This window comes from Streptomyces sp. NPDC050085 (genome assembly GCF_044460595.1).
GTDB lineage: Bacteria > Actinomycetota > Actinomycetes > Streptomycetales > Streptomycetaceae > Streptomyces.
Map to the genome: position 1 here is coordinate 366368 of NZ_JBITJZ010000001.1, position 14782 is coordinate 381149.

General features: G+C 72.0%; 12 protein-coding genes. 5 read left to right on the plus strand and 7 right to left on the minus strand.

What is annotated here, in order from left to right:
• Positions 1 to 21: 21 nt before the first annotated feature.
• Positions 22 to 960 (minus strand): TIGR03564 family F420-dependent LLM class oxidoreductase, encoded by a 939-nt coding sequence (locus ACIBUY_RS01515; RefSeq protein WP_399151369.1) that lies wholly within the window; start codon positions 958 to 960, stop codon positions 22 to 24.
• A 66-nt stretch (positions 961 to 1026) separates the two neighbouring features.
• Positions 1027 to 2214 (minus strand): ROK family protein, encoded by a 1188-nt coding sequence (locus ACIBUY_RS01520; RefSeq protein ID WP_365574741.1) that lies wholly within the window; start codon positions 2212 to 2214, stop codon positions 1027 to 1029.
• Between the two features lie 245 nt (positions 2215 to 2459).
• Here ACIBUY_RS01520 and ACIBUY_RS01525 point away from each other — a divergent pair, with 245 nt between their 5' ends.
• On the plus strand, positions 2460 to 3446 hold the full coding sequence (locus ACIBUY_RS01525; protein WP_399151370.1) for a TauD/TfdA dioxygenase family protein: 987 nt from the start codon (positions 2460 to 2462) through the stop codon (positions 3444 to 3446).
• Positions 3447 to 3613: 167 nt separating this feature from the next.
• Here the strand turns inward: ACIBUY_RS01525 and ACIBUY_RS01530 are convergent, their stop codons facing one another.
• From ACIBUY_RS01530 to ACIBUY_RS01550, 5 genes are all read right to left on the minus strand, one after another.
• Positions 3614 to 6079: a CBM35 domain-containing protein gene (locus ACIBUY_RS01530; protein WP_399151371.1), complete on the minus strand. Its 2466-nt coding sequence runs from the start codon at positions 6077 to 6079 to the stop codon at positions 3614 to 3616.
• Between the two features lie 74 nt (positions 6080 to 6153).
• Positions 6154 to 6969, minus strand: a complete 816-nt coding sequence (locus tag ACIBUY_RS01535; RefSeq protein WP_365574733.1) for a carbohydrate ABC transporter permease — start codon at positions 6967 to 6969, stop codon at positions 6154 to 6156.
• Entirely contained in the window at positions 6966 to 7877 is a 912-nt protein-coding gene (locus ACIBUY_RS01540; RefSeq protein WP_365574730.1) for a sugar ABC transporter permease, read from the minus strand. The genes ACIBUY_RS01535 and ACIBUY_RS01540 overlap by 4 nt, the downstream gene beginning before the upstream one ends.
• 1 nt (position 7878) lies before the next feature.
• Positions 7879 to 9210 (minus strand): extracellular solute-binding protein, encoded by a 1332-nt coding sequence (locus ACIBUY_RS01545; protein ID WP_365574727.1) that lies wholly within the window; start codon positions 9208 to 9210, stop codon positions 7879 to 7881.
• Between the two features lie 81 nt (positions 9211 to 9291).
• Positions 9292 to 10350, minus strand: a complete 1059-nt coding sequence (locus ACIBUY_RS01550; protein ID WP_365574724.1) for a LacI family DNA-binding transcriptional regulator — start codon at positions 10348 to 10350, stop codon at positions 9292 to 9294.
• A 100-nt stretch (positions 10351 to 10450) separates the two neighbouring features.
• On the opposite strand from ACIBUY_RS01550, the gene ACIBUY_RS01555 reads away from it, so the two are divergent.
• The 4 genes from ACIBUY_RS01555 to ACIBUY_RS01570 all read left to right on the plus strand — a co-directional run bounded on the left by ACIBUY_RS01555 (position 10451) and on the right by ACIBUY_RS01570 (position 14702).
• The gene (locus ACIBUY_RS01555) at positions 10451 to 12580 is read left to right on the plus strand and encodes an alpha-galactosidase (protein ID WP_399151372.1); all 2130 of its coding nucleotides are present in this window, start codon (positions 10451 to 10453) and stop codon (positions 12578 to 12580) included.
• Positions 12581 to 12916: 336 nt separating this feature from the next.
• Positions 12917 to 13402, plus strand: a complete 486-nt coding sequence (locus ACIBUY_RS01560; RefSeq protein ID WP_399152145.1) for a GNAT family N-acetyltransferase — start codon at positions 12917 to 12919, stop codon at positions 13400 to 13402.
• Positions 13403 to 13475: 73 nt separating this feature from the next.
• Positions 13476 to 14189: a YoaK family protein gene (locus ACIBUY_RS01565; protein ID WP_365573960.1), complete on the plus strand. Its 714-nt coding sequence runs from the start codon at positions 13476 to 13478 to the stop codon at positions 14187 to 14189.
• Between the two features lie 285 nt (positions 14190 to 14474).
• Positions 14475 to 14702, plus strand: coding sequence for a type A2 lantipeptide (locus tag ACIBUY_RS01570; protein ID WP_399151373.1), 228 nt, complete (start codon positions 14475 to 14477; stop codon positions 14700 to 14702).
• Positions 14703 to 14782 lie beyond the last annotated feature (80 nt).

Genomic DNA, 14782 nt, shown 5'->3' on the forward strand with positions numbered 1-14782 from the left:
TCGTCGGCCAGGCCGGGACGGTCAGTCGCCGCGGGCCAGTTCGCCGAGCACCTCCCACGTGCGCAGGCGGGATTCGGGCCCGTCGGCCTCGGTGCCGGAGACGACCACCTCGGTGGCGCCCGCGTCGCGGTAGCGGCGGACGGCGTCCACGAGGTTCTTCTCGTCGCCGAGGACGGCGAGTTCGATGGGGTGGTCATGTCCGGAGAGCTCGATGACCCGGGCGTAGGACGGGATCTGCGCGTAGAAGGACATCTGCTCGTGGAGCTTGGCGCGCAGGGCGTCCGGGTCGGGGGTGACGACGCCGGGCACGAAGGCGACGATGCGCGGGGCCGGGCGGCCCGCCTCCTCGGCGGCCCGGGTGAGCTCGGGGACGATGTGCTGCTCCAGGGCGCGCGGCCCGGCCAGGTACGGCAGGATCCCGTCGGCGAGGCGGCCGCTGACGCGCAGCGCCTGGGGCCCCATCGCGGCGACGAGGAGCGGCACCGGCGGCTCGGCGCCGGGCACGGCGACGGGCAGCGGGCTCCGCGAGGTTCGCGCGGTGAGCAGCTCACCCTCGAAGTCGGCCTGCCCCGTGTGCACCAACTGCCGTACCACGGTGAGGAATTCACGCAGTCGCGCCACGGGCCGTTCGAAGGGCAGCCCGAAGGCGCCTTCGGCGACCAGCTTGGTGCCGAGGGCGAGCCCCAGGTGGAAGCGCCCACCGGTGGCCGCCTGGACCGTCTGCGCCTGACTCACGACGGTCAGCGGGTGGCGGCCGAAGACGGGGATCGCGGAGGTGCCCAGGTGGATCCCGGGGACGGCGCGGCCGACGAGGGCAGCGAGCGTCGGGGCGTCGTGGGCGAGCGTCTGGGCGAACCACAGGGAGGCGAGCCCGGACGCGCGGGCCTCGCGGGCCCTGCGCACGGCGTCGTCGATGTCATGGTCCGGGCCGGTCATGTCGAGTGTCACTCCGACTGTCATGACGGGGAGAACGCGATCACGGGGAGTGGCAATTCCCCCTGGATTGTGAACAGTTCATGTCGCCGCTCACGCCCGCAGCGGGTTCTGGAAGAGAGGGTGCAGCAGGACCGTCCCCGCGGCGACGGGCAGCACGTCCGCTCCGGCGTGCGGGCCGACGATCCGCTCGGGCTCGTCGCAGACGTGCGAGTGGTCGACGGCCGCGCCCCTGATCTCCTCCAGGTACACGGGGTCGAGGAGGCTCGACTGCTCGGTGACGACGACGAGATCGGGGTTGAGCACGTCGAGGAGGAGCCCGACGGCGCGGCCCACGGCGCGGGCGCGGTCGCGCAGCAGCCGGTCGGCGCGCGGGTCGCCGGTGGCCACGGCGTCCCACAGCCGCATCGAGTCCGGTGCGGGGATGATGCCGAGCCGCGCGGCCGTGGCGGCGAGCACCGTGTCCGACGCGGTCGCCTGCAGGCACCCGGTGCGCCCGCACGCGCAGGGCGCGAGGGAGTCCGGCACCGGGAGGTGCGCCACGTCGCCGGCGCCGGAGCGGGGGCCGCGGTGCACGACGCCGGCGATGCCGAGGGCCGCGTCGACGACGTTCCCGACGAAGAGGTGGACGAGGCTGCGGCGCGCGGCGGGCCGCCCGTAGAGGATCTCCGACTGGGCGATGGCGCGGGCGTGGTTGTCCAGGCGTACGGGCAGGCCGAGCGCGCGGGAGAGGTCCGCGGCCAGCGGGCGGTGGTGCCAGCCGAGGGCGTCGTGCCGCACGACGGTGCCGTCCCGGCCCGGTTCGACCCAGCCGCCGAGCATGGCGCCGACCCCGAGCAGCGGCCGCCCCGGCCGCTGCTCGGCGAGGAACTCCCCCAGTGCGCGGGCGACTTGGCCGGCCAGCTCCTGCTCCGCGATGCCGTCGTGCCGCAGGGTGCGGCGGGCCACGACGCGGCCGCGCAGGTCCACCAGGCCGAACGTGGAGGCCGGTACGCCGATGTGCAGTCCGGCCGCGAGCGGTCCGTCGGGCTCGCCGGTGTGCAGGTCGACGGGTATCCGGGGGCGGCCCACGGTGCCGGCCGACGCCCTCTGCGGCAGGTCGCGCAGCAGGCCGCGGCGGCCCAGGTCGGTGCACTGCCGGGACACGGCGGCCGGGCTCAGACCGCTGAGCCGGGCGACGCCGCCGCGGGCCACGGGGCCGTGGTCGAGGACGGTCCGCAGCACGGTTGCGGCGTTGGCGTCCCGTCGGCCGTCACCGGCCCTGCGCGTGGGGTTCGGCATCCGGCAGAGCCTACGTGCGTGCGGCGCGGTTCCGTAGGGCCAGTATTGCGGGGTCGTGAATTCGCCGGGCGGTGGGGCCGCATCCGTGTGTCCCTCAATGGTCCAGCTCAGAACGGTTGTTCGCGGATCGGGCGAGGCGCTGCGGCGCCACCGACGACGGTTGACGCCGTCCGGCGGCGATTGCCACGCTCCGGCGCATTGCTTCCCCTCCGAAACGAACTCCGTCGAGAGGACACCCACCCACCATGACCACGCCCACGGTCTCCGCCTCAGCCCCGGCCGCACTCACCGTCACGCGACTCAACGGCCGCCTCGGCGCCGTCATCGAGGGTGTCCGCCTCGGCGGCGACCTCGCCCCCGCCACGGTCACCGGCATCCGCGAGACGCTCCTGAGGCACAAGGTCGTCTTCTTCCGCGGCCAGGAGCACCTCGACACGGACTCCCACGAGGCGTTCGGCCGCCTGCTCGGCACGCCGGTCGCGCACCCCACCGTCCCGTCCACGGACGGCCGTTACTCGTTCCCGATCGACTCGGACCACGGCGGCCGCGCCAACCAGTGGCACAGCGACGTGACGTTCGTCCCGGCCTATCCGGCGTTCTCGATCCTGCACGCCCGCACCATCCCCCCGTACGGCGGCAACACCCTGTGGGCCAACACCGCGACGGCGTACGAGAACCTGCCGGACCCGCTCAAGGCCCTCGCCGAGAGCCTGCGCGCCGTGCACTCGAACGACTACGACTACGCGGCGCTGCGTCCCGACGCGGTCCCGGAGCAGCTGCGGCGCTTCCGCGACGTCTTCGCGAAGATCAAGTTCCTGACCGAGCACCCGGTCGTCCGGGTCCACCCGGAGACCGGCGAACGGACCCTGCTGCTCGGCAACTTCGTGCAGCGCATCCAGGGCCTGACCGGGCGTGACTCGCGCGACCTCGTCGAGCTGTTCCAGCGGCACGTCGAGCGGCCGGAGAACACGGTCCGCTGGCAGTGGCGGGTCGGGGACGTGGCGATCTGGGACAACCGGGCCACGCAGCACTACGGCGTCGACGACTCCGACGACCACGAGCGCAGGCTGGCCCGCGTCACCATCGACGGCGACGTCCCGGTCGGTGTCGACGGTCGCAGGTCCACGCTCCTGTCCCCCGAGTCGGTCCCCGAGCCGGAGCACGGCATCGCGTCCGGCGCCTCGACCGCGGCGACCGGCACCCCGACGGCCGTCCCGACGGCGGCCGCGTGAGCGCGCCCTGATCGCGCAGGTGACGCACTCACAATGGGTACAACGCACAGCTCACCGGCCGCCTCGGATGGCTCGTTCACCGGCGGCCAGGAGCTGCACACGGGCCAGTCGCGCCTCGGGGACGCTCACGCTCGGCATCGAGACCGGCTGAGCGTCCCCGCGCGCCTTCAGCCGCGCACCGCGGCGAGTTGAATGCGGTCGAGGCCGGGCGCCGCACCGGTCGCGTTGGCGAACGTGACCGTGTTGGCGCCCGCCTTCAGTGTGACGGGCACGCCCAGCGTCCAGTAGTCGTCCGCGCTCCAGGTGTTCTTGAAGGTCGCCCGGTGCGTGACGCCGCCGACCGTGATGTCGGCGGTGCGGGAGATGATGTCGGTGTTGTAGGCGTGCCCGTTGTCCTTGCGGTCGTTGTGCGCGTAGGAGACGACCAGGACGTACGCGCCCGCGCGCGGGGCGTCGACCGTGAAGGCGGCGGTGCTCTGCGCGCTGCCGCCGAGCGAGCCGATGTAGCTGCCGCCGCTCGCGTGCGGGCTCTCCACCAGCCGGGCGCCGCCTGCCAGTTGGGCCCGGTCCGCCTCGTACGCGAGGACGCCGCGCTCCGATCCGGTGCCGGTCACGTCGAGGGCGCGCAGGCTCGTCGGGCCGGTCGCCGTGATCCGGTTGTTGCCCTCGACGAGGTAGAGGCGCTGGGCGCGGCCGGGCTGCGCGGTGACCTTCTCACCGTGCAGGGCGAGCCGTACGGGATCGGTGGCGCGCGGGGTCACCGTGTAGTAGCCGTCGCGGGGCGCATACACGTCGAACACCGCCTTGCCTCCGGGGCGCAGGTCGAGGGCGCCCGTGCCGGTGCCCGTGGCGTCCGCGTAGTCGAAGCCGGTCCTGCCGCTGATGTCGGCGAGCGTGGCCTCGTAGGACGTGGTGGGCGTGCGGTGTTCGGTGAGGTCGACGCGGTCGAGGGTGACCTCGTTCGTGGCGTGCGCGAGCGTCAACGTGTGGGCGCCCGCCGGGAGTTCGAGCGTGACGTCCTGCTTTCCTCGGTAGGTCCAGTTCTCCGTCGAGGGGTACGTGACGGGGGTGGCGGCCTCGACGCCGTCGACGAGGAGTCGCTGCGTGGCGGGGGCGCCGGACTGGTTGCCGTAGAGGATCGAGAGGTCGTAGCGGCCGTCGCGCGGCACCGTCACCCCGAACTGCACCGCACTGTCGGCCTTGTCGAGCGAGCCGACGTCCTTCGTGCCGGACGCCGCGTAGCCGTTGGCGTTGTTCACCGTGCCCTGGGTGTGGACCTGGCCCGAGGTGATGGTGGCGTCCTCGGCCTCGTACGACGTGGACCACGGGACGTCGGCCGCGGCGGGAGTGCCCCGGCCGGCCGGGGTGAGCACGATGCGGTACGCGGACATCTTGCGCAGGTTCTTCATCGGCACGGTGACGGCGCCGTCGTCGGCGACCTTCAGCTCGGTGCGGCTCAGGACCTGGGGTGCGGCGTGCGCACCCTCGTATCCGGACCACACGGCCTCGGAGACGGTGGCGACGACACCGGTCCCGAACACCTTCGGGTCGACGTGCCCGACGGTGACGTCCGTGTCACCGGCCGCGCCGCCGAGGAGTATCTGCGCCTGCCTGCGCCCGGTGTCGTAGGAGGCGAGGCCCTGGAGGGTGTCGATGGCGTTCGCGGTCGGTGGGGTCACCCGCACCGTGTCGCCGGTCAGTCCGGCGTACCAACGCAGCAGCCACCAGCCGCCGTTGGGGATGTTGGTGTGCACGACGTTGCCGGAGAGGTTGCCCGCGGCGTCCCAGTAGGCCTGGTTCGCGTACACCTTGTTGCGCTCGAACATGCCGATCCACTGGACGAGTTGACCGGGCACGGAGAGGTCGCGGCGGTTGGCGTACTCGTCGATGTTGATGGGGAGCGGGTCGATGCCGAGCCGCTTCTCCAGCGCGCGGTAGGTGTCGTAGTGGCTCTGGAAGCTGCTCAGGGAGCCGGGGCCGAGTTCGTGCCAGGTCAGTACGTCCGGCAGGACGTTGTTCGACTGGGCGAACGAAAGGAAGTCCGGCATGAAGCGGCTGTTGTACTGCGTCTCGTTCGGGCCCGCGATCCGCGCGTCCGGGTCGAGGGAGCGGATGCGCTGGTAGACGGTCTTCCAGTCGGCGAGGAAGCGGTCGCGGGCCGTGGTGTAGGTGGCCGTGTCGGCGGAGCCGAGGCCGCTGTACCAGATCCAGTCCGGCTCGTTGAAGGGGACGTAGACGAAGTGGTCGCTGTGCTCGGCGTCGCGGACCTTCTTGACGATGGAGTCGACCTTGGTGAGGTAGTCGTCGAGTCCGAGGTCCTCGTAGGGCCAGTGCTGGTAGATGTCCTGCATCATGACGTTCACGTCGCCGGTGCCGCCGTTGCTGCGGAAGAACGACTTCGACACCTCGACGGCGTCGCCGTTCGGGTGCTGGAGACCGCCGTCGGGCTTCTGGCTGACGCTGGTCAGCTTGAGCGGCGAGAGGATCGCGTCGCTGGGCACGCCGTCGTCGCTCAGTCCGTACAGGGCGCCGTTCGCGCCGCGCAGCACCGGCCCCTCGGAGGCGGCGAGGTCGACGGAGAGTCGGGGCGCCGCCGCCTGGGCGGGCGGGGCCGAGTGCAGGGTTCCTGCCATGGCAGTTGCTCCAAGTACCAAGGCTGCTAGGGCCGTTGAGGCTTTTGATGCGCGGGATCTGGTGCGAAAGAGGGTCATTTGACGGCTCCACTCGTGATTCCGGACACGATCTTGCGTTGCGCCACCAGGAACACCGCGACCATCGGCAGGCTCATCACCACGATGTACGCAAACACGAGATGCCAGTTGTTGAGGTACAGCTGGGCACTCGCCACCTGGTAGAGGTTGAGCGGGAGGGTGGCCGCGTCGCCGCCCCCGAGGACGAAGAACGCGTAGAACACGTCGCTCCAGGCGTAGAGCATCACCATGATCGTGGCGGTGGCGACGACCGGGCGCAGGAGCGGCAGGATGATGCGGGTGAAGATGCGCAGGGGGCTCGCGCCGTCCATGCGCGCGGCCTCCTCCAGTTCCAGGGGGATGGTGCGGATGAAGCCGGTCATGAAGAAGATCGACGTCGAGAGGTACATGCCGGTGTAGACGGCGATCATGCCGGGCCTGGTGTTCGCGAGGCCCAGTTGTCGCAGCTCCATGACGATGGTGATGACCGCGGGGGGCAGCAGCAGTCCGCTGATGGTGAGTGCGTACGCGGCCGAGACCAGCTTGGACTTGCGGCGGGCGAAGACCCAGGCGGCCGCGGCGCCGAGGACCAGCACGAGGGCGACCGAAGGGAGCACCACCGCAAGGGAGTTGACCAGTCCGCGCAGCATCTTTCCCTGGTCGAGGGCGTCGGCGTAGTTGCTCGCGGGCTGCCAGTGGCGGGGTGGCGAGAGGTTCGGCCGGACGGCCTCGCCCTGCGGTTTGGCGGAGGTGACGAGGACGAGCCAGAGCGGGACCCCGACCGAAATGCCCGCCAGGACAAGGACGGTGACGGGCCGCCAGAAGCGGGTCACAGGAGCTGCTCCCTTCGGCGCAGGCCGACGACGAGCGGGATCGCGATCGCCACGACGACCAGGAACAGGACGAGGCTCATCGTCGACGCCTGCGCGTACAGGCCCTGCCCGAAGACGCGGAACATGTAGAGGTTGAAGACCTCGGTGGAGGCGGCCGGGCCGCCGCCCGTGGTGGCCTGCACGATGTCGAAGGTGTTCATCGAGCCGATGAGGGCCGTGGTGACGTTGAAGGTGACGGCGGGCGCGAGCATCGGCCAGCGCACCGAGCGGAACGTCCGCCAGGGCCCGGCGCCGTCCATCCGGGCGGCCTCCAGCATGTCGCCGGGGATGCCCTTGAGTCCGGCCAGGTAGATGAGCATCGACAGGCCCATCCACTTCCAGCCGTGCACCGCCGAGACGAGGACGAGGGTCCAGGTCGTCGAGCCGAACCACGGGATGTCCAGGCCCGCAAGGGAGTTGACCGCGCCGTCCTGGTCGAACAGGGCCTGGAAGACGTAGCCGACGGCGAGCGCCGAGATCAGGACCGGCAGGAAGAAGACGGCGCGGAAGAAGCGGTTGAAGGGGGTGTCGCGCTCCAGGAGCAGGGCGAGCCCGAGCCCGAACGCGTTCTGGAAGAGCGCGGCGAGGGCGGCGTAGAGCAGCGTCGTGCGCAGGGCGCGGACGAGCGAGCCGTCGTGCAGGACGGTCTGGAAGTTGTCGAGTCCGGTGAACGAGATGCCCGCGTGGTACGAGGACCAGTTGGTGAACGGGTAGTAGAAGTTGAGCAGGTTCGGCAGGAGGAAGAACGCCACGAAGAAGACGACGGCGGGGAGCGCGAACCACCACGGGTGGTGGACGGCGGCGCGCGGCAGTCTGCCGACGCGCTTGCGCCCGCGGCCCGTTGCGCGGTCGAGGACCAGGTCGGCCATGTCAGAAGCCCGGTGCGCTCTGTGCCTTGGCGACCTGGGCGAACTGGTCCTGGATCGCCTGCGCCACCTGCTCCGGGCTCTTCTTGCCGTAGATCATGTCGGCGAGGTACAGGTGGGTGTCCGGGGCGACGATGGCCTTCGCCTGGAAGACGCCGCTCGCGGTGGGCAGCGCCTTGATCTGGGCCTGCGAGGTCCCCGGGAGTCCGTCGGGCGAGGGCACGCCCGGCTGCACCGACGGGATCTTCATCGCCTTGAGGTAGGCGGGGTAGTCGGTCTCCAGCCAGAAGTCGAGGAACTGGCGGGCCGCGTTCTGCCGCTTGGTGTCCCCGGTCCTGAAGGCGACGACGCCGTTGGTCTGGTCCGGTGAATACATGCCGGTGGCCGAGGAGTTGGAGATCGGGAACCAGCCGAGCTTCTTGTCGATGTCCGCGGTGGAGTGCTTGGCCTGGAGCTGCGACTGGAAGGAGGTGACGTTGAGGACCATCGCCGCGTCGCCGTTCCACAGGGCGTCGGCGGAGCCGGTGAAGGTGCCGGTGCGGTAGTTCTTCTGGGCGAGCCCGGCGCCGAGCAGTTCGTCCTTGTACTTCGTGACGGCCTTGACGACGACCGGGTCGGTCCACTTCTGCTTGTTCTCGTTCAGGCCCGTCCACCAGCTCGCGGGCAGGTCGGTGAGCTGGACCTGCATCTGCCACTGGAGGGGCCATTTGTCGCCGCCCGCCTCGTAGAAGGGCGCGGCACCCGTCTTGTCCTTGACGGTGTGGGCGAGGTCGAGCAACTGGTCGTAGGACTGCGGCAGTTGGCTCTCCGTGATCCCCGCCTTCTTGAAGACGTCCTTGTTGTAGTAGACGCCGAGCATGGCGGGGCTGGTGACGATCGCCGCGTACCGCTTGCCCTTGATGACGCCGAGCTTCTTCTCCGTGTCGCCCAGCTTGCCGACCCAGGGCTCGCTGTCGAGGGTGAGGAGGTTCTGCTGCGGCTGGATGAAGGGGAGCGTGGAGATCGAGGGCTGCCAGAACATCAGGTCGGGCTTGTCGCCGGAGGCGAGCTTCGTGGGGACGTTCTGCTCGTACAGGTCGGGTATCGCCTGGGTGTCGACGCTCGCGCCGGTCGCCTTCTCGAAGGCCTCGATGACCTGCTTGGGGGCGTTGACCGTGTTCTGCGCGGTCCACATCGTCAGGTGGACGCCGTCGAGCTTCGCCGTCGGGTCGACCGCGCCGCCGGCCGCGGCGTCCGCGCCGCCGCCGTCGTCGACGCTCGGATCGCTGCACGCCGTCAGGGACAGGGCCGCGGCGCACAGCAGCGCCAGGGCAGGGAGAAGTCGTCGCTCTGTCATCCGGGTATGCCTCACTGCGAGAGGCCCGCTCCGGGGTCCAACACCTGGGCGGGCAGGGTGGGTTGAGGTGACCGTGCACAATCAGCGGGGGGCGGGGCCCGTGCTCTCCCGTACGACGAGCGCGGGCGCGGAGACCACGGGGTGCGGCGCGACCGGCGCGTCCTGTTCGACGAGTCCGTGCAGCGCCTGGAACGCGGCGCGGCCGAGTCCGGTGAAGTCGAGGCGCACCGTGGTCAGGGACGGGGTGAGGTACGCGGCGTGCGGGATGTCGTCGAACCCGGCCACGCTCACGTCCTGCGGCACCCTGCGGCCCGCCTCGCGCAGGGCGCGCAGCACACCGACCGCCATGTCGTCGTTGCCGCACAGGATCGCCGTGACGGACGGGTCGGCGGCCAGCCTGCGGCCCGCCTCGTAGCCGGCTCCCGGGCCCCAACCCCCTTGTGCGGGGCGGGGTTCGGGGGCGCCGGCCGCACGCAGGGCCTCGCGCCAGCCCACCGTACGGATGTGGGTGCGGCGGGTGCTGGAGGGCAGCGCCACGTAGTGGACCGTGGTGTGGCCGAGGCCGAGCAGGTGGCGGGTCGCCTCGTGGGCGGCCACCCGGTCGTCGGTCCACACCCAGGGGCTGCCTCCCGCGGGCGGCTTCGCGGGGGTCTCCACGACGCCGACCACCGGATGCCCCTGCGGCACGGAGGCCAGGGCGCGCACACCGGCCGTGTCGTAGGCGATGACGATGAGTCCGCCGCCCGCGTCGACGGCCCGCTCGACCTGCGCGCGCACCGCGGTGTCCTCCGCGGCTTCGAGGACGCCGATGCTCATCGTGTACGAGGCGGCGCGCGCGGCCTCCTCGACGCCTTGCAGGATGTGCGCGTAGCCGTGGTTGGTGGTGTCGGCCGTGAGCACCGTGACCGCCTTCGTCCGGCCGCTGGCCAGGGCGTGCGCGGCCGCACTGCGCCGAAAGCCCAGCTCCTCGATGGCGGCCAGCACCCGCTCGCGGGTTGCCGGTTTGACGCTCGGGTGGCCGTTGATCACACGGGAGACGGTCTGGTACGACACCTCGGCCGCGGCGGCGACGTCCCTGATGCTGGCGGCCCGGGGGCCGCCCGTGCCGCCTGCGCTCCTTGTGTGACCGGTCACATTCATGCCAGGATTGTGACCGGTCACACGGGGGTCGTCAAGAGACCGTAACGGGGTATTCACGCGGTGGACTCCGCCGCACCCCGCGAACTCATGGGGAGGGACGTTGACCGAGACGGCAGCGAACGAGGCGCACGGGGAAGGAAGTTGGGGCTCCCCCGAGCCCTTCGCGTGGGGGCATGCGGCGCTCGACGCGCGCTTCGCCCCGGCGCCGGACGGAACGCTCCGGGTGACCCGGCTCGGCCGCCCGGGAGACGGGCTGCCGGAGGCGCCCGCCGGGCGGGCACTGCCGCTCGTGGAGGTGACCGCGGTCGGGCACGGGGCGGGCTGGTCGGGGCCGCGGTTCGCCGCGTCCTCGCTCGGCGGGCGGCTGCGGTACCGAAGTCACGAGATCGACAGGGACGGCGTCTGGCATCGACTCACCGTCCAACTGTCCGATCCCGTCACCGAGTTGGCGGTGACGGTGGAGTGGTGGTCGCCGGACGGCCTCCCGGCCGTACGCTCCCGGGTCACCGTCCGCAACCCGGGCCCGCACCGCGTCGTCCTCCAGGCCGTCAGCAGCCTGCTGCTCGGGGCGCTGCCGTCCCCCGACGCGCTCGACGTGCACCGGGGCCGCAACGACTGGCTGGCGGAGTGCCGTTGGGAGAGCGAGCCGCTGCGCCGGGCCGTGCCCGATGTCGGACGCGCCTTCCACGAGCACGACGGGCGGGCCGCGTTCGCCCTTGCCAGTAGGGGGAGTTGGCCGACGGACGGGCATCTGGCGATGGGGGCGCTCAGCGACGCGGCGGGCGGCCGGGCCTGGGTGTGGCAGATCGAGTCGGCGGCCGGCTGGGCGTGGGACAGCGGGGAGGCGGAGGAGGGCGCGTACGTCGCGCTGTACGGGCCGACGGACCCGGCGCACCAATGGCGTGAACGGCTCGAACCCGGCGGTGAGTTCACCACCGAGTGGTCCGCGCTCGCGCTCGGCTCCGGGTTCGAGGACGCGGTGGGGGCGCTGACGGCGTACCGACGGCTGGTCCGCCGTCCGCACCCGGACCACCAGGCCCTCCCCATCGTGTTCAACGACTACATGAACACGCTCATGGGCGACCCGACCACGGACAAGCTGCTGCCGTTGATCGACGCGGCGGCACAGGTGGGCGCCGAGTACTTCTGCATCGACTCCGGTTGGTACGACGACGACCAGCAGGGCTGGTGGGACAGCGTCGGCGCGTGGCTGCCCGCCGAGCGGCGCTTCCCCGACGGGGGCATCCAGCGGGTGCTCGACCACATCAAGCGGCGCGGGATGGTGCCCGGGCTCTGGCTCGAGCCGGAGGTGGTCGGGGTCCGCTCGGACGTCGCGCGCTCCTTGCCGGACGCGGCGTTCGTACGGGTCGACGGGGTGCGGGTGACGGAGCACGGCCGCCACCAGCTGGACCTGACGCATCCCGCGGCCCGGGCGCACCTGGACGCGACGGTCGACCGGATCGTCGGTGACTGGGGCGTCGGCTATCTCAAGCTCGACTACAACATCACCGTCTCCCCCGGCGGTCCGCGCCTCGGGCACGCGCGGGCGTGGCTGGACTTCTTGCGGGGCGCGCTCGACCGGCACCCGGGGCTCGTCGTCGAGAACTGTGCGTCGGGCGGCATGCGGATGGACGGGGCGTCGCTGGCGGTGGTGCAGTTGCAGTCGACGAGCGATCAGCAGGACCTGCTGCGCTGCCCGCCGATCGCGGCGTCGGCCCCGACGGCCGTGCCGCCGGAGCAGGGGGCGGCGTGGGCGTATCCGCAGCCCGGGTTCACCGATGCGGAGATCGCCTTCACGCTCGGCTCCGCACTGCTCGGGCGGATCCATCTCTCCGGCCACCTGGACCTGATGACCGACGCGCAGCGGGACCTCGTCCGCGAGGCGCTCACGGTGTACCGGGGGCTGCGGGACGACCTGCCGTCGGCGACCCCGTTCTGGCCGCTCGGGCTGGCGCGGTGGGACGACGCGTGGCTGGCGCTCGGGATGCGCAGCGAGCGTGCCGCGTACGTTGCGGTGTGGCGGCGCGGCGGTGACACGGACCGGCTTTCGCTCCGTGTGCCGCGCCCTGCACGGCAACGGGAACGGGGCGGGCTGACGGCCCGGTTGCTCTTCCCCGGGGAGGGCGGCGGGGCGGTCGCGTGGGACGGGGAGCGGTTGACGGTGACAGTGCCGGACGGGGGGCCGCGGATGGTGCTCGTGCGGCTGACGGAGGCGGGCGCGGCGGAGTAGGGCCCGCGGGGCGTGGCAGGATGCCGCGATGACCTCCAGCTCGCGGATACCGCCCGTCGTCCCCGCAGGCCGACTGGCCGCCATGGATCAGCCGGTGTTCGCTCTCACGGGCGGCCTGGAGCTGCGGCCCTAGGGCGTGTCTTCAAACTCCCGTCTGCCTCACGACGCCTGGCACGCACTCTCGCCGCACCGGGCGTAAGGCCAAGTACATCCAGTACGAGGCCTTGCACCCGGCACGCCGAGAGCACGCACCAGACGCCGCGCGGCCGCCCTGCGGGCGTGGGGGTCCCCCCGGCCGAAGGCTGGGGGAGGGAGTTTGAAGACACGCCCTAGCGGCTGTCCGATGCCGCCGCTCTGGTGGTCGCGAGTCGGGATCCCGCCGTACGCCGGTGGAACCGGCTGGTGGTGGAGGACGTGGAGGAGGCACGCGCGCGTATCGAGCGGATGCACGCGCGGTGGCGGGCCGAGCGCAGTGCGATCTGGGCCGTCGCCCCGCCGGACGGCGACCCGCTCGGGATGATCGGTCTCGGGGACATCGATCCGGCCGGCGGCAGCGCCGAGTTCCTGTACTGGGTCCTGCCCGCGGCGCGGGGGCGCGGGGTCGTCGTCGAGGGCACGCGGCGCCTCAGCCGGTGGGCTCTCGACGAGCTCGGCCTGCATCGGCTGCGGCTGTGCCACTCGGTGGCCAACCCCGCGTCGTGCCGGGTCGCGGTCAAGGCCGGGTTCGCCCTCGAAGGCACCATGCGCGGCGCCCTGTTGCACGCGGACGGCTGGCACGACGAGCATCTGCACGCGCTCGTCCAAGGGGACATCCAGGTCTGAAGGGCCCGAACCGACGGGTGGGCCGGGGCGCGCCCCCGCCGCACGGGACCGCGGCGCCCCTACGGTCGACGCCATGAACCCACGCGCCCAGCTCTCCCTCCTGCTGCTCGCCGGGGCGTCCGGCGCCGTCGACGCCCTGGCGTTCACCGCCCTGGGCACCGTCTTCGCCGGGGTGATGACCGGGAACCTGGTGCTCCTCGGGATCTCCGCCGGGCGCGGGGACGGGGCGGATGTCGCCGCTCCCTTGTACGCACTCGCCGGGTACGCCGTGGGGGCCGCGGTCACCGCGCTCGTGTGCCGGGGCGTCGAGCGGCGGGACGCGTGGGCCGGGCGGGTCGTGGCCTGTCTCGGGGCGCAGTGCGGGGTGCTCGCGGGGGTCGCCGTCGTGGGCGGGGTGCTCGACGGGCGGCCCGAGGGTGGCTGGCGGTCCGTGCTCCTCGTGGCGGCGGCCCTCGCGATGGGTGGGCAGTCGGCGGCGATGGTCGCGGCCGGGGCCGCGCCGACGACGTACTTCACGGGGACGCTCACCACGCTCGTCACGGGCACCGTCGACGGGGCGGCGCGCGGGGCGGGGCAACTCTGGGTCGCCGGGCGCCTGTTGGCGGTGGTCGCCGGGGCCGCGGGCGCGGTCGCCGTACGCGCGGCAGCGCCCTCGTGGGGATTTGTGTCACCCGCCCTGCTCACGGCCGCGGCCGTCGCTTGCCAGAAACCTGCACAGCATGCGCGAAGGGCAGTCACGACGGTTCACGAAAATCCATTGCACCGTGCAGACGACAAAGCCCATTGATGCGCGGGTGTCCCATTTGCTGAAAGCGAACGAAGTCGTCTCGCCATTCACGCCGTGAAGGTTGTGAAGGTGCTGCCAGCGGTGCGTGAACGACCCTGCACCTAGCGGTAATTGAGCCCGCACATCCCCTCTGACCGGGCACCTTCCGATTGGCTGTGCGACGCGTCAACGTGCTTTGATCCAGCCCACCGCGGGACGTCGACGATTCGGCCCCGGCCGCATTCCGGCGCCTTCCGCGTTTTTCGAAATACCCAGAGATACCCCCACTGAGAAGGGCGGCTCACCATGAGCAACACCCCCAAGGTCGAGACCCTCGAGATTTCCGACGCCGAGCTGGACAACGTCTCCGGCGGTCTCGTCGGCGGCCTCGTCGGCCAGGTGACCGGCACCGTCGACGGCATCGCCCCGGTCTCGGGCGTCGTCTCGGGCCTGACCAACACGGTCGAGGGCCTGACGGGCCTCAACACGGGCGCCGTCACCGGTCTCGCCACCGGCCTGGTCGCCGGCCTCTGAGCCGATTCGATCCGACGGATCGCTCCGCCCCGACCTGACCGGCGGGCGGACCCAAGGCCTCGGGACATCCGGTCCCGGGG